This window comes from Mycolicibacterium wolinskyi str. Jessa 2025 (genome assembly GCF_049241375.1).
Lineage (GTDB): Bacteria > Actinomycetota > Actinomycetes > Mycobacteriales > Mycobacteriaceae > Mycobacterium > Mycobacterium wolinskyi.
Map to the genome: position 1 here is coordinate 4910632 of NZ_CP185960.1, position 18754 is coordinate 4929385.

Consider the following 18754-nt stretch of genomic DNA (forward strand, 5'->3'; position numbering starts at 1 on the left):
TGAGGCCATGAGCGACGCTTGCGAGGGAGCAGCATGAGCAGGCCGAATGCGCAGTCCATGAAACCCGCCACGGCGGCGAAGAAGCTGGACGTGTACTTGCCGGCGACGCCAGCCGAGTTCCAGGAGAATGCGATCACGCGCGCCGAGCTCGCGGCGCTGCAAGCCGATCCGCCGCAGTGGCTCAAGGATCTCCGCAAGAACGGGCCGCACCCCAAGAATCTGGTGGCGGCCAAGCTCGGTGTCTCGATCGCGGGTCTCGCGCGCGGCGGGGTTACCGAGGCACTCACCACCGAGCAGATCAATCAGCTGCTCGAGGAGAAGCCGGACTGGCTGGTCGCCGAACGGGAGAGCTACCAGAATGTCCTGAGCGAAGAACGCCGCCTGAAGGCCGTGCGTGCGGAGCAGGCTCGCGAGAGCTGATCACGGAAGCACGCCGGCTACCGGTCGAAGATGTGGCTGACGCGATCGAAGAAGCGATCGACGCGCCTCTCCAGCCGAGTCCCTTTGCCCCACTTCTCCCACACGTAGATCAAGCCGAACATCGCGATCACGATGCCGAAAACCAGGGCGGTCACAAGGATTACCTCAGCGGTTGCCGACATCGGAACATCTTCGCGCACGTGGTCGCTCCTCCGTGTTCGGACACGGCGAGGGCGGGTTGACTCTCACACGATGTGAGACTGCACGATCGTGGCCATGACCGACACCCCGTCCCTGATGCCGATCGGCCGGTTCTCCTCGTTGAGCCGTATCTCGGTTCGCATGCTGCGCCACTACGACACCCACGGTGTCCTGGTGCCCGCACAGGTGGACACGATCAGCGGCTACCGCAGATATTCCGCGGCGCAGCTGGCTGACGCCGCCGCGATCCGGCGACTGCGCGACATCGGATTCGGCGTGTCCGCCATCGGAGCCCTGCTCGCTGTCCGTGGCACCCCAGCGTTCGATGCGGCCCTCAAGGCCCAACGCATCGAACTGGTGGCGGCGGCCGAGGAGGCCACCGCGCGGCTCCGGCTCATCGACCACCTACTTTCCGAGAAGGAACTCACCATGACCGACACCGTCACCGAAGAGACCGTCCCCGGCCGGACCATCGTGTACCTGCGCGACACCGTTCCCAACTACGCCGCCGAAGGGCAGCTGTGGGAGCGGTTCATGCCCGCCATCGCCGAGCAAAACATCATGCCGGGCATGTTGGGCGGATGCATCGAACACGACGACGAGTTCCGCGAATCGGATGTCGACGAATCGGTGTTCGTCGAGGTACCCGCCGAGACCACGGCCCGGGATCCGCTGGAAGTGCTCACGGTCCCCGCCCGACGGGCGGTCGTGGCCACCGTCACGGGGCCATACGCCGAGGCGATCTCAAAGGCGCATGAGCTCATCAGCGCCTACATGACCCAACACGGATTGGCCCTGACGCGCACCGCCGACGACATCACGACGCACCACTACAACGTGTACCTCGACGACCCATGCGACGTACCCGAGGAGCGGGTGCGGACGAAGGTGTACGTGCCGGTTCAGTAAGGCACTCACACTGCGGCGCCATCGGGTCCAGAACACAAGCAGGCCAGGGAAATTCCCTGGCCTGCTCGTGATTGTCAGAGGGCTACAACATGCAACTGACGCAGTTTTCGACCTCGGTGCCTTCCAAAGCCATCTGGCGTAGGCGGATGTAGTAGAGCGTCTTGATGCCCTTGCGCCAGGCGTAGATCTGCGCCTTGTTGACGTCGCGCGTGTTGGCGGTGTCTTTGAAGAACAGCGTCAGGCTGAGCCCCTGGTCCACGTGCTGGGTGGCCGCCGCATAGGTGTCGATGATCTTCTCGTACCCGATCTCATACGCGTCCTGGTAATACTCCAGGTTGTCGTTCGTCAGGTACGGCGCCGGATAGTAGACGCGACCGATCTTGCCTTCCTTGCGGATCTCGATCTTCGATGCGACCGGGTGGATCGACGACGTCGAGTGGTTGATGTAGGAGATCGACCCGGTCGGCGGAACCGCCTGCAGGTTCTGGTTGTAGATGCCGTGCTTCTGCACCGACTCCTTCAGCTGCTTCCAATCGTCCTGCGTCGGGATGTGGATCCCGGCGTCGGCGAAGAGCTGCCGCACCTTGTCGGTCTTCGGCTCCCAGACCTGCTCGGTGTACTTGTCGAAGAACTCACCTGAGGCGTACTTGGATTTCTCGAAGCCGCCGAAACGCGTATCACGTTCGATGGCAATGAGATTCGATGCCCTCAGGGCATGGAACAGCACGGTGTAGAAGTAGATGTTGGTGAAGTCGATGCCCTCTTCGGACCCGTAGAAGATCCGCTCGCGGGCGAGGTACCCGTGCAGGTTCATCTGCCCGAGCCCGATCGCGTGCGAGCTGTTGTTGCCCTGCTCGATCGACGGCACCGACCAGATGTGGGTCTGATCGCTCACTGCCGTCAGCGCCCGGATCGCGACCTCGATGGTCTGCGCGAAGTCCGGCGAATCCATGGCCTTGGCGATGTTGAGCGAGCCGAGGTTGCACGAGATGTCCTTGCCCACCTTGGCGTAGGACAGATCGTCGTTGAACACCGACGGGGTCGACACCTGCAGGATCTCCGAGCACAGGTTGCTGTGGGTGATCTTGCCCTCGATCGGGTTTGCCCGGTTCACCGTGTCCTCGAACATGATGTAGGGGTAACCCGACTCGAACTGCAGCTCGGCCAGCGTCTGGAAGAACTCGCGCGCCTTGATCTTGGTCTTGCGGATCTGCGCGTTGTCGACCATCTCGTAGTACTTCTCGGTGACCGAGATGTCGGCGAACGGAACGCCGTAGACGCGTTCGACGTCGTACGGCGAGAAGAGGTACATGTCCTCGTTCTTCTTGGCCAACTCGAATGTGATGTCCGGGATCACCACGCCCAGCGAGAGCGTCTTGATCCGGATCTTCTCGTCGGCATTCTCGCGCTTGGTGTCGAGGAACCGGTAGATGTCGGGATGATGCGCGTGCAGGTACACCGCGCCGGCGCCCTGACGCGCCCCGAGCTGATTGGCGTAGGAGAACGAGTCCTCCAGCAGCTTCATGATCGGGATGACGCCCGAGCTCTGGTTCTCGATGTTCTTGATCGGCGCGCCGTGCTCACGAATGTTGGTGAGCAGCAAGGCAACTCCGCCGCCGCGCTTGGACAGCTGCAGTGCCGAGTTGATCGAGCGCCCGATGGACTCCATGTTGTCCTCGATGCGGAGCAGGAAGCACGACACCGGCTCGCCGCGCTGCTTCTTGCCCGAGTTGAGGAACGTCGGCGTCGCCGGCTGGAACCGCCCGTCGATGATTTCGTCGACCAGCTTCTCGGCCAGTTCGGTGTCACCGGCGGCGAGCGTCAGCGCGACCATGACGACGCGGTCCTCGAACCGCTCCAGGTAACGCTTGCCGTCGAAGGTCTTGAGCGTGTAGCTCGTGTAGTACTTGAAGGCACCGAGGAACGTCGGGAACCGGAACTTCTTGGCGTAGGCGCGATCCAGCAGCCCCTTGACGAAGTTGCGGCTGTACTGGTCGAGCACCTCGCGCTCGTAGTAGTTCTTCTCGATCAGGTAGTCGAGCTTCTCGTCCTGGCTGTGGAAGAAGACCGTGTTCTGGTTGACGTGCTGCAGGAAGTACTCGCGCGCGGCCTGCTTGTCTTTGTCGAACTGAATCTTGCCGTCTTTGTCGTACAGATTCAGCATCGCGTTCAGGGCGTGGTAGTCGGTCTCCCCGGGGAGCGCGTGCGTGCTGTCGCTTACAGGCTCTGCAGCTGTGACGGTTGGTGGCACGTCTGGTCCTTCCAAAAGTCTTCCAAGCCCGCGCGGACGGCAGCCACGTCGTCCGGGGTTCCCATGAGTTCGAAGCGATAGAGGTACGGCACACCGCACTTGCGCGAGACCACATTGCCCGCGTAGGCGAACTCCGCACCGAAGTTGTTGTTGCCCGCGGCGATGACGCCGCGGATCAACGACCGATTGTGTTCGTTGTTGAGGAACGCGATGACCTGTTTGGGAACGTAGCCACCGTCATTGATGTCCGGGGTCGCACGGCCACCGCCGTATGTCGGCAGGATCAGGACGTAGGGTTCGTCCACCTCGATGCGGCCGTGCAGCGGGATCCGGATGGCGGGGAGGCCCAGCTTCTCGACGAAACGATGGGTGTTCTCCGAGACGCTGGAGAAGTAGACGAGATTGGCCATCTGTCCTCATCCTCTCCCCCGGTTGTTACTGCCTTATGTCTATGCGCTGACCGCTGCGGAGCTGAGCGCCTTGATGCGGTCCGGACGGAAGCCCGACCAGTGTTCGTTGCCGGCCACCACGACAGGCGCCTGCAGGTAGCCCAGCGCCATGACGTAGTCGCGGGCCTCGCTGTCGAGGGTGATGTCGACCTTCTCGTAGGCGATGCCCTGCTTGTCCAGCGCCTTGTAGGTGGCGTTGCACTGCACGCATGCGGGCTTGGTGTACACGGTGACGGTCATCTTCGGTACGGCTCCTCTTGCGGTAAGTGAAGAAATCTAGACAGTGACTGGCAACTGGTCAGGTACTGCATCTCGCTATACATCAGCGACCGCCGGGCCGCCAAAATTCCTGCTGCCCGAGGCCGCTCTCCGGCCGGTTCTGAAACCGACTCCGCCGGATTCGCTGCGCTCCGGCGGGCTCCCGAACTGTGGTGGCCTGTCGGTCTCACAGACACTACACCTAGTGGCCCGCCATCCGAAGCCATACAACATGTTCTGAATAACATTTTTGAAATTCCCAGGTCGTAAGCTTGCCGAGCGCCTCGCCCCCGGCGTGTCGCAAACCGGGCGCAAGGCCGTGTCGCCCTATATAGAGGTGTCTACCACCAGGCACCGACAACCATCGGGCCGAAACCGGCACGCAGCAAAGCGCCCGTGACGGTTGTCAAGTCCGCGACAGCCTTGACAACCACTCGCCGAGAAGCACCCGTTCGCCATCGCTCAACGACGGCCCACCGCCGCCCGGCCCGGCGAGCACGTCAGCGAGCGCAGCAGCGGCCTGCGCGACCTCCGACACCGGCCCGCGTTCCGGCGCGGAGGTGACGAGCAGGCCGGCGAGGACGTTCTCTCGCAGCGCGACCGACAACCCCAGATCGGCGGCGCCGGCCGGCTCGGCGATCAACTGCAACGTCACGCCGACATTGGCCGCGACGATCTGTTCGGCGGCCTCGTCCACCGGCACCCGCAGCAGGCCCCGCCGCTCGGCCCGCTCGAGCAGCCGGGTCAGCTGCGCCTGGGCGACAGCGGTGACCTTGCACGGCCGGCCCGGCGCGATCCCGCCGTACAACAGGACATAGAACGCGGGATGGTCCAACCCGTACTGGACGTGCTGGTCCCAGCCGCGCCTCAAGTCGGAGACCGGATCGTCGTCGGCATCGCCCTGCGCGGCGTACTGACCGAGCCCGAACTCGACGACCGCATCCAACAGGCCCTGCTTGCTGCCGAAGTGGTGATACAGCGTCGGCGCCGCCACGCCGGCCCGCTCGCACACCGCCCGAGTGGACACCGGTTCACCGGGGGCGGCATCGAGCAGTTCGGCGGCCGCCCGCAACAGCCGGTCCTTCGCGTTGTCTTTCACATCGCTATAGTAACTCTATAGCGCCGCTACAACCCGAGGAGAACGACATGCCAACACACGTGTCCACCCCGCAAGATCTGCACGACAAGCGAGCCGTGGTGACCGGCGGCACCCGCGGCATCGGCCGCGCCATCGTCGAACGCCTCCGCGAGGCCGGAGCGACTGTCGTCGCGGTGGCGCGGACCGCATCCGACGACCACCCCGCCGACGAACTGGTGGTGGCCGACATCGCGACCCCACAGGGCGTCGCGACGGCAGCGGCCGAAGTCGTCACACGGTGGGGCGGGGCGGACATCGTCGTGCACAACGCCGGCGGGTCGGGTCAGCACGACGGTCCGACCGCGACCCTCACCGACGACGACTGGCTGTCGACGTTCAACCAGAATTTCTTCGGCGCAGTCCGGCTCGATCGGCTCCTGGTCCCCGGCATGGTCGACCGGGGCAGCGGCGTGATCGTGCACGTGACCTCGATCCAGCGCCACTCGCCACTGCCGACCACCGTGCCGTACGCAGCCGCCAAGGCCGCACTCGCCAACTACAGCAAGGCGTTGTCGAACGAGTTGGCGCCCAGCGGCATTCGCGTCATCGCGGTGTCACCCGGCTACGTCGAGACGGAATCGGCCCATGCGATGGCGGCAACCCTGGCAGAGCTGAACGGCGTCGACCTGCCCGCCGCGCGCCGCGCGATCATGGATTCGATCGGCGGCATCCCACTTGGCGCACCCGGACGCCCGCGCGACGTCGCCGAACTCGTCGGATTCCTGGTCTCGGATCGCGCCGCCTACATCACCGGCGCCGAATACGTGATCGACGGCGGCAGCCTGCGCACGGCCTGATCGAGCAGGCTCAGCCGACGCCAGTCAGATCGTCGGCTCAGCCGACGCCAGTCAGATCGTCGGCTCAGCCGACCTCGGCGGCCAGCTTGCCGACGACATCGCGCAGATTCGCGGCAACCTCGGCATTCTCGCGCGGATGCTTGCCGTCGAACACCTTGGCCGGGATGGAGAGCTTGAGGTCCTCGACCACCCGCGGGCCCGCGATACCCAACGACTTGCGCGTCTCATCGTGCGCCCACACCCCGCCGTACTGGCCGAGGGCGGCGCCGATCACGGCCACCGGCTTCTCCTTGAGTGCGCCGTTGCCGTACGGCCGCGACAGCCAGTCGATCGCGTTCTTCAGCACGGCCGGGATGGTGCCGTTGTATTCGGGCGTCACGACGAGCGCGGCGTCAGCGCCGGCCGCCGCTTCCCGCAGCGCGGCGACGGGTTCGGCGACGTCCTGCGTGTCGATGTCCTCGTTGTAGAACGGCAGCTCCGCCAACCGGTCGAAAATCCGCAGATCCACGCCGTCGGGCGCCGTCTCGACGGCGAGTTCGGCGAGCTGTCGGTTGATCGACGCCGCGCGCAGGCTCCCCACCAGCACCAGCACCTTGATATCGGCCATGTTCGCGTTCCCTTTCCTCTGAGCCGGTCTTTCCGATCGTCCCACCCATCAACCGGACCGTGGTCCGATTAATTCCCCCTGAGTTAAAGTGCAAGGGTGGCAGCCTCCGACCGCCCGACCCAGCTCGCGGTCACCGACGCGATGCCACACGAACGTGGTGACGCCGCCCGCAACCGGGCCCTCCTGCTCGACGCCGCACGCAAGCTGATCGCCGAACGTGGACCGGACGCGGTGAGCACCGACGATATCGCGGTGGCCGCCGGTGTCGGGAAGGGCACGCTGTTTCGCCGTTTCGGCAGTCGAGCCGGTCTGATGATGGTGCTCCTGGACGAGGACGAGACGGCCCAGCAGGAAGCGTTCATGTTCGGCCCGCCGCCGCTTGGCCCCGGCGCGCCGCCTCTCGACCGACTGCTGGCCTACGGCCGCGAGCGCCTGAGATTCGTGCAGTGTCACCAGGCCCTGCTGTCCGATGCGGTGCGGGACCCGCAGATGCGGTTCGCGGGCCCGTTCATGTTGCACCGGTCGCACGTGCGGATGCTGCTCGACGCCGCAGGCACCACGGGCGACCTGGATGCACAGACCGATGCCTTGATCGCCCTGCTGGACGCCGATTACGTGGCGCATCAGACGGCCGATCGCGGCCGAACCCTCGATGAACTGGCGGCGGCTTGGGAGGACACCGCCCGTAAGTTGTGTGGCCATTAGCGCGATGACCAGCTGGGTGCTTCACGTCGACCTGGACCAGTTCCTGGCGTCGGTGGAGCTGCGTCGCCACCCGGAGTTGGAAGGCCTGCCGGTCATCGTCGGCGGCAGCGGTGACCCCACCGAACCGCGCAAGGTGGTGACCTGCGCGTCGTATCAGGCCAGGGAGTTCGGCGTCCACGCCGGCATGCCGCTGCGTACCGCGGCGCGGCGGTGCCCGGATGCCACCTTCCTCCCTTCGGACCCGGCCGCTTATGACGAAGCCTCCGAACAGGTCATGGGCCTGCTGCGCGACCTCGGCCACCCGCTGGAGGTGTGGGGCTGGGACGAGGCCTACCTCGGCGCGGATGTCACCGATCCGGTCGAGCTGGCCGAGCGGATACGCACCGTGATCGCCGCCGAGACGGGACTGTCCTGCTCGGTGGGCATCAGCGACAACAAGCAACGCGCCAAGGTGGCGACCGGCTTGGCCAAACCGGCAGGCGTATACGTGCTCACCGAAGACAACTGGATGGCGGTGATGGGTGACCGCCCGCCCGACGCCTTGTGGGGTGTGGGGCCCAAGACCACGAAAAAGCTTGCCACCATGGGCATCAGCACGGTCGCCGACCTCGCCGCGACCGATTCCGCGGTGCTGACGGCGGCATTCGGGCCCAGCACGGGTTTGTGGATTCTGTTACTCGCCAAGGGCGGCGGCGATACCGAGGTCAGCTCCGAACCATGGGTGCCACGTTCGCGAAGTCATGTCGTGACGTTCGCCCAGGATCTGACCGATCGCAGTGAGATCGATGCTGCCGTCGTGGAACTGGCGCACCGCACGCTGGCCGAGGTGGTCGAACAGCACCGCATCGTCACCCGGGTGGCGGTGACCGTTCGAACCAAGACCTTTTACACCCGGACCAAGATCCGCAAGCTGCCCGCACCGACCACGGACCGCGGCGTGATCACCGACACCGCGCTGGCGGTGCTCGACCAGTTCGAGCTCGACCGGCCGATCCGGCTGCTTGGGGTCCGGCTCGAGCTGGCCATGGAGCAGACCACCGAACCAGTTGTCGGTGACGGCCAATAACCTCGACTCATGCTGCAGACCATCGCCGTTCGGGGCTACCGCTCACTGCGTGAGGTGATCCTGCCGCTCACGGATCTCACGGTGATCACGGGCGCGAACGGCACCGGGAAATCCTCGATCTACCGTGCGCTGCGACTACTGGCGGACTGCGGTCGCGGGCAGGTGATCGGATCGCTCGCGCGCGAGGGCGGGCTGCAATCGGTGTTGTGGGCCGGCCCCGAGCAACCGGCCGAGGAAGCCCAGGGCACCACGAGGACCCGGCCGGTTTCACTCGAATTGGGTTTTGCCGCAGATGATTTCGGCTATCTCGTGGACCTGGGCCTGCCGCAGATGGCCGGATCGGGTGGCAGGCCGTCGGCATTTGCGCTCGACCCCGAGATCAAGCGTGAGGTCGTGTTCGCCGGGCCGGTGCTGCGACCGAGCTCGACATTGGTGCGCCGCACGCGCGAGTTCGCCGAGGCGGCCGCGCAGTCGGGACGCGGGTTCGACGAGCTGAGCCGGTCCCTGCCGGCCTATCGCAGCGTGCTCGCCGAGTACGCGCACCCGCACGCCCTTCCGGAGCTGTCGGCGGTCTCCGACCGCTTGCGCGACTGGCGGTTCTACGACAGCTTTCGGGTCGACGCTGGCGCACCCGCGCGCAGGCCGCACGTCGGCACCCGCACACCGGTGCTCGCCGACGACGGCTCGGACCTCGCCGCCGCCGTGCAGACCATCATCGAGGCCGAGCTCGGCGATCTGGAGCGCGCCGTGGCCGAGGCCTTCGACGGCGCCGAGATCTCGGTCGCGGTCACCGACGGGTTGTTCGACCTGCAGCTACGGCAGCGCGGGATGCTACGGCCGCTGCGTGCTGCCGAATTGTCCGACGGCACACTGCGTTTCCTGCTGTGGGCAGCTGCGCTGCTGAGCCGCAGGCCACCGTCGCTCATGGTCCTCAACGAACCCGAGACCTCGCTGCACCCCGATCTCGTGCGGCCACTGGCCACGCTGATCAGCACCGCCGCAACCCAGACGCAGGTCGTGGTGGTCACCCACTCCCGCGCACTGCTGGAATTCCTCGGCACCACACCGGTCGCCGACGAGGACCGCGGCACAGCGGTGGAGATCGAGCTCTACAAGCAGTGGGGCGAGACGAAGGTCAGTGGGCTGGGCATGTTGACCACTCCCTCGTGGCATTGGGGTAAACGCTAGCGCTGCACAGGTTTTGGCCGCAGCGCGCGGCTGAACAAGACATTCACCTGACGCATCGCGACGCTGTAGGGCCACCACGCGACCCGCTTGAACGTGTACAGCGCCCGGATGTCGGAAGAGGTGTAGATCAAGAACCGGTTGCGGCGCACGCCCGCCAGAATCTTGGCGGCGGCTTTCTCCGGTGAGATGGCATGGCCGGCGAACCGGTCCACCCACTTCTGGACGTTCGGGTCTTCCCGGTCGACCCCGGCGATCTGAACCGTCTGCACCAGACCGGTTTTCACAGCTCCGGGCACCACCACCGACACCCCGATGCGATGGCGTGCCAGATCGAAGCGCAGCACTTCACTCAGCCCGCGCAGCCCATACTTGCTGGCGCTGTAGGCACTGTGCCACGGCAGCGCGACGAGCCCGGCCGCCGAGGACACGTTGACGAGATGTCCGCCCCGGCGAGCCTCGACCATCGGCGGCAGGAACGTCTCGATCACATGGATCGGGCCCATCAGGTTGATGTCGATCATCGAGCGCCACTGCTCGTGGCTGAGCCGGTCGACCGTGCCCCATGCCGATACCCCGGCGATGTTCATCACCACGTCCATGGGCGCATGGGCGGCATGGATGTCTTTGGCGAACGCCGCCACCTCGTCGTAATCGGAGATGTCGAGTACCCGGTGCTCGGGCACCTGCGCGCCGAGCGCGCGGGCATCGGCGACCGTCTGTGCGAGCCCTTCGTCGTCGCGGTCGGTCAGGTACAGCTCGGCACCATGGGCGGCGAGCGCGAGTGCGGTGGCGCGTCCTATTCCGCTCGCCGCACCGGTGACGAAGCACCGTTTCCCGCGAAAGTGCTCCCGGACGTCGCTCCCCTGCGCCATAGCGGTGACCTTACCCGCGGCGTTATTCGGGCAGGCCACCCCACAGTGCGTTGAGCCACAGCCGCTCGACAATCTCGAGGGCGCGGCCGGGATCGGTATCCCGCCCGACGAAGGCCGAGTCGTGCGAAAGCGTCATCGCGGTCGTCGCGGTCAGGGTGCGAACGAGCGCAGGCAGGTCGTCGGAGATGGGGCGCGCGCCCTCGTCCTGTTCGATGAGGCCGACGATCTTGCCGATGACGACGTCCTCGAAGTCGTTCATCAACTCCCGGATCTGGGCATCGGTGTTCTGCGCGACCGTGCAGGCCGACATGATCGGGTCGTTGGTCGCGAACACCGCGGCCGCGCTGCCGACCATGCGCTTCGCGAACGCCGCCGGTGTCTCCCCCGGTTCGCGCGGTGCGTAGTCGTGGGTCAGCGCGGCAAGTTCTTCCATCGCATCAGCAAGGATCACCGCGAGCACCGCGTACTTCGAGTCGAAGTAGAAATAGAACCCCGACCGCGCCACGCCGGCGCGCTCGCTGATGGTGCTGACCGACAGGTCGGCGAACGACTCCTTTTCCAGCAGTTCCCGCACGGCCTTCACGATCGCGTCGCGTTGCCGGTCACCCCGGCTGCGGCGGGCCTGCGAGGACGCGGGTACGCCGACGGGGCCGTTGCTGCCCTCGGGTAGAGATTCGGCGGTCATGGCATTAAACCTTTGCACCGCGGCACGCCAGAACAAAACTTGACATGCGTCAAGTGTGGCATTCAGGATGGGGGTCACAGGTGACTTCCACCACAGACTTGCAGCGTCAGCAACGTCAGGAGCGGTATATGGCCACGATCAGCACCCCGCACTATCTTCTCGACCAGGCGAAGCGCCGGTTCACCCCGACGCCGAACACCATGCCCGGCATGGGCGCGGTCGAGAAGCGGCTCAAGGCCAAGGAGTGGGATCAGTTCGTGTTCGCCGAGCCGCCGGCAGGCAGCGGCCTCAAACCGATCGTCGGCGACGCCGGTTTGCCGATCATCGGCCACATGATCGAGATCTTCCGCGGCGGCCCCGACTTCATCCTGGAGCTGTACCGCAAGTACGGGCCGATCTATTACGCGCAGTCGCCCGCGCTGTCATCGGTCATGGCGCTGGGCCCCGATGCCACGCAGGCCGTGTTCTCCAACCGCAACAAGGACTTCTCGCAGCGCGCGTGGGATCCGGTCATCGGGCCGTTCTTCGAAGGCGGGCTGATGCTCCTCGACTTCGACGAGCACATGTTCCATCGCCGGATCATGCAGGAGGCGTTCACGCGCACCCGGCTCACCGGCTACGTCTCCCACATCGACTCGGTGGCCTCGGCCGTGCTGGCCGACGACTGGGTGGCCAACGACCCGCGGTTCCTGTTCCACCCGGCGATCAAAGAGCTCACGCTCGACATCGCGTCCGAGGTGTTCATGGGCGTTCCCGCGGGCACCGACCGCGCTCTGGTCACCACGGTCAACCACGCGTTCACCACCACCACGCGCGCCGGCAACGCGATCGTGCGCAAGCCGGTACCGCCGCTGACCTGGTGGCGCGGGCTCAAGGCACGCAAGACTCTCGAGGATTACTTCTCCAGCCGCATCACCGAGAAGCGGCGCTCGGAGAGCACCGACATGTTCAGCGTGCTGTGCCACGCGGCCGACGAGGACGGCCAGAGCTTCACCGACGATCAGATCGTCAGCCACATGATCTTCCTCATGATGGCCGCGCACGACACCTCCACGTCCACGATGACGACGATGGCCTACCACCTGGCCGCCAACCCCGAGTGGCAGGACCGGCTGCGGGAGGAATCCGAGCGCATCGGCGACGGTCCGCTGGACATCGAGGCGCTCGACAAGCTGGAGATGTACGACCTCGTGGTCAACGAGGCACTGCGGATGATGACGCCGCTGCCGTTCAACTTCCGTCAGGCCGTGCGCGATACCGATCTGCTGGGCTACTTCATCCCGGCCGGCACGAGCGTTGTCACCTGGCCGTCGATCAACCACCGGCTGCCGGAGTTGTGGACCGATCCCGAACGATTCGACCCGGAGCGCTTCGCCGAGCCACGCAATGAGCACAAGAAGCACCGCTATGCGTTCGCGCCGTTCGGCGGCGGCGCGCACAAGTGCATCGGCATGGTGTTCGGCCAATTGGAGATCAAGACCGTCATGCACCGGCTGCTGCGCCGGTACCGGTTGGAGCTCGCACACCCCGGCTACAAGCCGCGCTACGACTACGGCGGCATGCCCGTGCCGATCGACGGCATGCCGATCGTGCTGCGACCACTGCAGTAGGTCTCCCGCTCTCTCTCGCGGAACTGCATTCCCGGTCGTCAACCGCGCGCGGTTGACGACCGGGAATGCAGTTCCGGCGGCCAAGCGGGCAATCAGGCTGCCGCCAACAACCGGTTGGCGCAGGCGATCACGGCACGCAGTGCCGACTGCTCCGGATCGTCGGCCAGACCCATCGCCCACTGGGTGTGCACGCCGTCGCTGCCCTTGATGAACGTGGCGGTCTGCCCGCCGGTCGGCAATTGGTGAAACGACGTGGTCTCGACGGCGATGCCGCGCTGGTACAGCATCTCGGTCAACGCCGCCACCGGTCCGCTGGCGGCTGCTGTCGAGGTGCTGATGGTGTCGCCGATGGCCAGAGTGGCCTGATATCTGCGGGCCTGCGGTCCCAACCGGTCGGCATTGTCGGTGCAGGCCCAATGGCCCAGCCGCAGTGGTCCCGCGCTGGGAGCGAATTCTGCCAGGAACGCGTCCCAGCAGGTGGTGTCGCCCAGGGAGCGCAGATCACGTGGCAGCGGGGCGGTGAAGTTGGCCGCGAACGACGGGGCCTGGGGTGTTGAAGAAGGAAACATGTGCCGGTCTTCTCTGCTCAGAGGATGACCGACGAGTAGCGACGACCCACAGCGAGGGGTCGGTCAGATCAGACCCCGCTGCGGGTTGCTACTACGAGTCGCCTCGGCACGTTGGCGATCTTAGGCGCCGCTGCGGGAGTGACGCAAACATTTTCACGCCGTACAGGCGGTCCACGTCCTGGTCTCGCTGACCGACACCACCGCGCCGTCATGGATCACCACGCGGTCGGCGGGGGCCGTCGCCAACACCTCGAGCAATCCCGCGCCCCGCACGGCCAGCAGTTCCGCGCGCGCACCCGCCCGGGGTCCGGCGGCGGGCAGCCCCATCACGCGCCGCGCGTCGTCGGTCACCATCGCGATGGCGACCTCCGGATGAACGTGGCCGGCGATCACGGCCAGCGCCGCGGTCTCCAGCGCGTCGCTGCGCCCCAGCGGGTTGAACGGGTCGCGCACATTGTCGGCGCCTGCCGCGACGGGCACCCCGGCCTCACGCAGCGCCGTGATCGCGGTGAGTCCCCGCGGTGTCGCGACCGGGTGGTCGCGCCCCTGCAGGTACAGGTTCGTGATGGGGTTGGCGACCACGCCGATGCCGGACTCGGCCACGCGCGGCAGCAGCCCGGCCAACTCGTCGGCGGTCATGGTCCCCAGCCGGGTGCAGTGACTCGCGGTGCGGATCCGGTCGACGGGCCAGTCGCGCGCCCGCTGCGCATATTGCGCGATGGTGTGGTGATCGCCCACCAGGAATTCGTCGGTGTGCAGGTCGGCGCCCACCCCGCGTTGTTCGGCGACGTCGAGTAACCGGCCCAACTCGGCGTGTGGGTCGGCGGTGCTGTGCGGTGATCCACCGACGAGGTCGGCCCCGGCGTCGAGGGCGGCGTGCAGCAGGTCGGCGCCCGAGTAGTCCTTGAGCAGGGCCACGATCTCGATGTCGATCAGGTGGCGTAGTTGCTCGCGCACCGCCGCGACGGCGCGCACACCGCGCAGCGGGTCGCCGGTGGGAAGAATGTCGACGTGGGTGCGCACCGCGGTGGTTCCGTTGCGCACCAAGGCAAGTGCCGCGGTCGCCGCACGGTCGCGGAACGACTCCTCGTCGAAGGCCGCCGAGCCCTGCCGCCAACTGGCGATCGCGCCGTGCAGATCGGTGAGTTGCGGGCGCAACGTGTCCCAGGACAGCGCCTTGTCCAAATGGGCATGCGGTTCGGCCGGCGCGGTCATCAGCAGATAGCCGCGCAAGTCGACGGTCGCCTCGTCATCTCGGTCGGCGGCGGCGGGTATCACCCGGGTGACGACGGCGTGGTCACCGTCGCGTCCGAGTTCGACGTCGACCACCGATCCGTCGATGAGGGTCGCCCCGGCCAGTAGTGAAACCTGTTTGGGTGATTGCTCTTTCATCATCCTCATGACCTGCGGGTGCGCACGTACAGTCCGGCGACATGGGCGCTGGCGGCCGTACGGGCGCCTTCGGCGTCGCCGGCCTCGATCGCCGTGACGATGCGCTCGTGCTCGGCGACCGCCAGGCGCCGGTTGAGTTCGGTGACCCACATGTCGGAGCGGTACAGATGCGCCTGACCGTCGAGCCGCGCCAGCGCGTCACACAGCGAACGGTTGGCCGACGTCTCGCGGATCAGGGTGTGGAACTGCAGGTCCAGGGCCGCGTCGCGGCGTTGGTCCGGCGGCTCGTCGAGCAGATCTCGTTGTACCTGCACCATTTTCGTCAGCTGCTCGACGGTGGCGCGGCCGGCCATCAGTGTGGCACTGTGCGCCGCAAGGCCGTCGAGAACCTCGCGGACCTCGAAGACCCCTTTGACAGCGGCGGCGTCCAGCGAGGCAACCCTGGCCCCGGCGTTGCGGGTGTGGGTGGCCAGCCCCTCATAGATCAACTGTTGCACGGCTTCCCGGACCGGGGTGCGGCTCACGTTGAGCTGCGCCGCCAGGGCCGGCACGCTCAGCGGGCTGCCCGGCGGCAGCTCACCGCTGAAGATCAGCTCCTGCAAGGCATCGTGGACCGAGTCGTTGAGCAGGGTCCGATCGGGGTCCGTCACCGCCGATCACTCGCAGCCGCGACCCGCGCCGCCTCCCGCAGGGAAGCCTCCGGCGCCACACCGGTACGCAGACCAGCCACCTTCATCGCGATGTTCTCGGCCACGGTGATCGGCTCATACCCAACCTCACCCGGTGCCAACGTGCCCGGCAGCGCTTCGAGCACCGCGTCGTAGTTGCCGTCGAAGAAGAACGCGGCAGACCGGCGGCGCTGGATACGCCCGTCACGCACCGGCGGGTCGACCCGATGGATCGTCGACATCCACCGGTCGTTCGTCCAACGCGCCATGGCGTCGCCGAGGTTGATCAACAGCGCGCCGTCGGCGGGCATCACATCGTGCCACCCACCGTCGCGGTCGAGCACCTGCAGCCCCGGCACCTGATCGGCCCACAGGATCGTCAGGATGCCGAAATCCGAGTGTGCACCCATGCCGGTGAGGTCACCGGCGAACTCGGTATCCCCTTCTGGCAGAGCGAAATTGTTCATCTTCAACACCTCGATCGAATGGTCGATCATCGGGTCGAAATAGCCCTTCGACAAGCCGAGCGCGTCGGTGACCACCCGCATGAGAATCCGCGCGAGGTCCTGCGCTCGGGTGAAGTACTGCATCACCCCGGGCTGAAATCCCGGTGCGGCCTCCGGCCAGTTGTTGGCGGCATAACCGTTGTCGGGCAGGTCGTGATCCGGGAACGACGACGCTTCGGTGCCGACGGTGTAGGCCTCGTAGTAGTCGTTCATCTTGTTGGCCGCCGCGATGCCCAGGCTCATGCTCAACGATTCGCTCTTCGGCGGGGAATAGCCGCGGTTGGCGGCCGGATCGCGGCGATACCGCTTCTTGACATCGAGTGGCAGCGCGAAGAACTCGTCGAGCGCCGCCGTCAGGCCGGTGACCGTTTCGGGATCCAGTCCGTGCCCGACGATCTGCATGAACCCGGGCTCGCGGCACGCGGCGTCGAATTCTCGTGCCACCCGGGCGCATTCGGCGTCCGACGTGGCCTCGCCGCCGCGAAGGTAGGGGGCGATGTCGATCACGGGCACCGCGAATTCGCGCGTGGTCATGGTGGTTCCTTTGCTCGTAGGTCGGTCAGAGACGTTGTGCGGATTCGTGCCAGCTGCCCACGGCCCACCGGGTGAAGACGCGCATCGCGCCGAAAACCAGCACACCGAACACGGAGGCGAGCACGATCGCGGCGATGAGATCGTCGGATTGCAGACGGCCGCGGTACACGTCGAGAAGCGTGCCGATGCCGGGCTGGCCTTTCGCGAAGAACATGTCGCCGATGATGGCGCCCACCACCACGAGGCCGGAGGCGGTGGTGATACCGGTCAGGATCGTCGGGAGTGCCGCGCGCAGTTCGAGTTTCACCAGCCGGTCCCAGCGCGACGCGCCCGACAGGGTGAACAGTTCGTGCAGGCCCCGGTTCACCGACCGGATCCCGAAATGGGTGTTGGTGATGATCGGGAACACCGCGATCAGCACGCACACCAGGGTGCGCGCCGCCATCCCGTAGCCGAACCACAGGCCGATCAGCGGGACGATCGCCAGGATCGGAATCACCTGGATCACCACCGCATACGGGTAGATGATCCGTTCGATCCAGCGGGCCTGGCTCATGAGTATTCCGGTGCCGACGCCGACCACGACCGCGACGAGGAATCCGACCGCGGTCACTTGGGCGGTGATCGACAACGCGGCCAGCATCGGCCGCAGCGCAGCCGGGTTGAGCAGCGAATCACGCAGCACATCGATGGGTGGCGGCAGCAGGAAACGCCGTTGCGGCGAGAGGATCCCGTAGCTGACCGCCGACCACGCCGCCAGGGCGCCGAGAAGGGACAGCAGCGGGTAACCCACCGCGACCACCATTCGCCGGCCTTTTCGACCGGTCCGGGATGGGGCCAAGGTGAGGCTGCGGGGCCGCACCGACGCGCCGAGCAGGGTTCCGATCGCGGTCATCGTTCCCTCCCATGCAGCATGCCCGAAACCTGTTCCACGTATCCGGTGAAGCGTGCGTCGAAGCGCAGGTCGGGCGTACGCGGATAGGGGAAGTCGATGTCGATGACGCCGGCGATGCGGCCGGGTCGCGGGGTCATCACGACCACCCGGTTGGCCAGGTACACCGCCTCGGCGACCGAGTGCGTGACGAACATGGCCGTGAATTGCTGTTGGGTGTAGAGGCGTTGCAGTTCCACCTGCATGTCCAGCCGCGTCATCTCGTCGAGGGCACCGAACGGCTCGTCGAGCAGCATCAGCTGAGGTGAGAGGGTCAGGGCTCGGGCGAGCGAAACCCGCATCTTCATGCCGCCGGACAGGGAGTTCGGCAACTGGTCGGCGAACTGTTGCAGGCCGACTGTCGAAATCGCCTCGGCGGCACGTCGTTTGGTGTCCGATCGGGGTACCTTGCCGAGCTCTGCGGACAACTCGACATTGGCGCGCACCGTACGCCACGGCAGCAGGGTCGGTTCCTGGAAGATGAATCCCACCGAATCGGTATCGAGGGCGACCGAGCCGGTGGTGGGCCGTTCCAGTCCCGCCGCCATCCGCAACAACGTGGACTTGCCGCAGCCCGAGGGCCCGACCACTGCGACGAAGGATCCGCGTTCGATCTCCAGATCGACGCGGTCGATGGCGACGGTGCCGGTGGAAAAGCGCTTGGTCACATCGGCGAAGAGAACGCGCAGATTGCGGGTGAGCCGGCTCGCGTCGCCCTCATGCATCGGGTCGGCCAACTGTCGGACGGGGCGCTTGAACGGGGCAAGGGGCACTTCGGAACTCTCCGATCTGCATGCAACACGTTGTCGTCTGCGTAGGCCCAGAATTGATTACATGCATGACGTCCGGGTTGCCCTGCGTTACAGACACGTAAGCAAGTGGCCGAGATACTGGGATTTTCAAGGCATTCCAGGCGTCCGTAGCTGCCGGCGCGATCGGTAACACGAATGAAACGAAAGAGGTGACTGCATGTAATCCACGGTTGCGAGCGTGACCGC

Annotated in this window: 21 protein-coding genes; 7 read left to right on the forward strand and 14 right to left on the reverse strand. The window is 66.2% G+C overall.

Annotated elements, in window-relative coordinates; translation table 11 throughout:
* Nucleotides 1-33: 33 nt before the first annotated feature.
* Nucleotides 34-420 carry a DUF5997 family protein gene (locus ACOI2T_RS24320; protein WP_084356964.1) on the forward strand — a complete coding sequence of 129 codons (387 nt, stop codon included), beginning with the start codon at nucleotides 34-36 and terminating at the stop codon, nucleotides 418-420.
* A gap of 17 nt (nucleotides 421-437) precedes the next feature.
* Here the strand turns inward: ACOI2T_RS24320 and ACOI2T_RS24325 are convergent, their stop codons facing one another.
* Nucleotides 438-575 (reverse strand): hypothetical protein, encoded by a 138-nt coding sequence (locus tag ACOI2T_RS24325; RefSeq protein ID WP_409505495.1) that lies wholly within the window; start codon nucleotides 573-575, stop codon nucleotides 438-440.
* Nucleotides 576-696: 121 nt separating this feature from the next.
* Between ACOI2T_RS24325 and ACOI2T_RS24330 the strand changes: the two genes are divergently transcribed.
* On the forward strand, nucleotides 697-1530 hold the full coding sequence (locus tag ACOI2T_RS24330; RefSeq protein ID WP_409505496.1) for a MerR family transcriptional regulator: 834 nt from the start codon (nucleotides 697-699) through the stop codon (nucleotides 1528-1530).
* An 82-nt stretch (nucleotides 1531-1612) separates the two neighbouring features.
* Here ACOI2T_RS24330 and nrdE read toward each other — a convergent pair whose 3' ends face one another.
* The 4 genes from nrdE to ACOI2T_RS24350 form a co-directional block, all read right to left on the reverse strand.
* Nucleotides 1613-3781, reverse strand: a complete 2169-nt coding sequence (gene nrdE, locus ACOI2T_RS24335) for a class 1b ribonucleoside-diphosphate reductase subunit alpha (RefSeq protein WP_084356963.1) — start codon at nucleotides 3779-3781, stop codon at nucleotides 1613-1615.
* A complete protein-coding gene (gene nrdI / locus ACOI2T_RS24340; RefSeq protein WP_067857223.1) occupies nucleotides 3748-4191 on the reverse strand; it encodes a class Ib ribonucleoside-diphosphate reductase assembly flavoprotein NrdI in 444 nt (147 codons plus the stop codon). Before nrdI ends, nrdE begins: the two co-directional genes overlap by 34 nt.
* A 39-nt stretch (nucleotides 4192-4230) precedes the next feature.
* Nucleotides 4231-4470 (reverse strand): redoxin NrdH, encoded by a 240-nt coding sequence (locus ACOI2T_RS24345; RefSeq protein WP_067857222.1) that lies wholly within the window; start codon nucleotides 4468-4470, stop codon nucleotides 4231-4233.
* Nucleotides 4471-4894: 424 nt separating this feature from the next.
* Entirely contained in the window at nucleotides 4895-5587 is a 693-nt protein-coding gene (locus ACOI2T_RS24350; protein ID WP_409505497.1) for a TetR/AcrR family transcriptional regulator, read from the reverse strand.
* Between the two features lie 47 nt (nucleotides 5588-5634).
* On the opposite strand from ACOI2T_RS24350, the gene ACOI2T_RS24355 reads away from it, so the two are divergent.
* Nucleotides 5635-6423 carry an SDR family oxidoreductase gene (locus tag ACOI2T_RS24355; protein ID WP_409505498.1) on the forward strand — a complete coding sequence of 263 codons (789 nt, stop codon included), beginning with the start codon at nucleotides 5635-5637 and terminating at the stop codon, nucleotides 6421-6423.
* A gap of 64 nt (nucleotides 6424-6487) precedes the next feature.
* Here the strand turns inward: ACOI2T_RS24355 and ACOI2T_RS24360 are convergent, their stop codons facing one another.
* A complete protein-coding gene (locus ACOI2T_RS24360) occupies nucleotides 6488-7030 on the reverse strand; it encodes an NADPH-dependent FMN reductase (RefSeq protein ID WP_067857210.1) in 543 nt (180 codons plus the stop codon).
* A gap of 96 nt (nucleotides 7031-7126) precedes the next feature.
* On the opposite strand from ACOI2T_RS24360, the gene ACOI2T_RS24365 reads away from it, so the two are divergent.
* The 3 genes from ACOI2T_RS24365 to ACOI2T_RS24375 are packed head-to-tail and all read left to right on the forward strand — an operon-like array spanning nucleotide 7127 to nucleotide 9989.
* Entirely contained in the window at nucleotides 7127-7735 is a 609-nt protein-coding gene (locus ACOI2T_RS24365; protein WP_409505499.1) for a TetR/AcrR family transcriptional regulator, read from the forward strand.
* A gap of 4 nt (nucleotides 7736-7739) precedes the next feature.
* Nucleotides 7740-8801, forward strand: coding sequence for a DNA polymerase IV (locus ACOI2T_RS24370; protein WP_409505500.1), 1062 nt, complete (start codon nucleotides 7740-7742; stop codon nucleotides 8799-8801).
* Nucleotides 8802-8810: 9 nt separating this feature from the next.
* The gene (locus tag ACOI2T_RS24375) at nucleotides 8811-9989 is read left to right on the forward strand and encodes an AAA family ATPase (protein WP_409505501.1); all 1179 of its coding nucleotides are present in this window, start codon (nucleotides 8811-8813) and stop codon (nucleotides 9987-9989) included.
* On the opposite strand, the gene ACOI2T_RS24380 is transcribed toward ACOI2T_RS24375, so the two are convergent.
* Both ACOI2T_RS24380 and ACOI2T_RS24385 read right to left on the reverse strand, forming a co-directional pair.
* Complete coding sequence (locus ACOI2T_RS24380; RefSeq protein WP_067857198.1) at nucleotides 9986-10861, reverse strand: SDR family oxidoreductase; 876 nt, start codon at nucleotides 10859-10861, stop codon at nucleotides 9986-9988. The genes ACOI2T_RS24375 and ACOI2T_RS24380 overlap by 4 nt on opposite strands.
* A 22-nt stretch (nucleotides 10862-10883) precedes the next feature.
* On the reverse strand, nucleotides 10884-11546 hold the full coding sequence (locus tag ACOI2T_RS24385) for a TetR/AcrR family transcriptional regulator (protein WP_409505502.1): 663 nt from the start codon (nucleotides 11544-11546) through the stop codon (nucleotides 10884-10886).
* 128 nt (nucleotides 11547-11674) lie between these two features.
* On the opposite strand from ACOI2T_RS24385, the gene ACOI2T_RS24390 reads away from it, so the two are divergent.
* The gene (locus tag ACOI2T_RS24390; RefSeq protein WP_067857194.1) at nucleotides 11675-13156 is read left to right on the forward strand and encodes a cytochrome P450; all 1482 of its coding nucleotides are present in this window, start codon (nucleotides 11675-11677) and stop codon (nucleotides 13154-13156) included.
* A gap of 92 nt (nucleotides 13157-13248) precedes the next feature.
* Here the strand turns inward: ACOI2T_RS24390 and ACOI2T_RS24395 are convergent, their stop codons facing one another.
* From ACOI2T_RS24395 to ACOI2T_RS24420, 6 genes are all read right to left on the reverse strand, one after another.
* Entirely contained in the window at nucleotides 13249-13725 is a 477-nt protein-coding gene (locus ACOI2T_RS24395) for a 2-isopropylmalate synthase (RefSeq protein WP_067857190.1), read from the reverse strand.
* Nucleotides 13726-13878: 153 nt separating this feature from the next.
* Nucleotides 13879-15120, reverse strand: a complete 1242-nt coding sequence (locus ACOI2T_RS24400) for an amidohydrolase family protein (RefSeq protein ID WP_409505503.1) — start codon at nucleotides 15118-15120, stop codon at nucleotides 13879-13881.
* A 2-nt stretch (nucleotides 15121-15122) separates the two neighbouring features.
* Nucleotides 15123-15767 carry a GntR family transcriptional regulator gene (locus ACOI2T_RS24405; RefSeq protein ID WP_409505504.1) on the reverse strand — a complete coding sequence of 215 codons (645 nt, stop codon included), beginning with the start codon at nucleotides 15765-15767 and terminating at the stop codon, nucleotides 15123-15125.
* A complete protein-coding gene (locus ACOI2T_RS24410; protein WP_409505505.1) occupies nucleotides 15764-16825 on the reverse strand; it encodes an isopenicillin N synthase family dioxygenase in 1062 nt (353 codons plus the stop codon). The genes ACOI2T_RS24405 and ACOI2T_RS24410 overlap by 4 nt, the downstream gene beginning before the upstream one ends.
* A gap of 25 nt (nucleotides 16826-16850) precedes the next feature.
* Complete coding sequence (locus tag ACOI2T_RS24415) at nucleotides 16851-17720, reverse strand: ABC transporter permease (RefSeq protein ID WP_409505506.1); 870 nt, start codon at nucleotides 17718-17720, stop codon at nucleotides 16851-16853.
* Nucleotides 17717-18481, reverse strand: a complete 765-nt coding sequence (locus ACOI2T_RS24420; RefSeq protein WP_409505551.1) for an ABC transporter ATP-binding protein — start codon at nucleotides 18479-18481, stop codon at nucleotides 17717-17719. The genes ACOI2T_RS24415 and ACOI2T_RS24420 overlap by 4 nt, the downstream gene beginning before the upstream one ends.
* Between the last annotated feature and the right edge of the window lie 273 nt (nucleotides 18482-18754).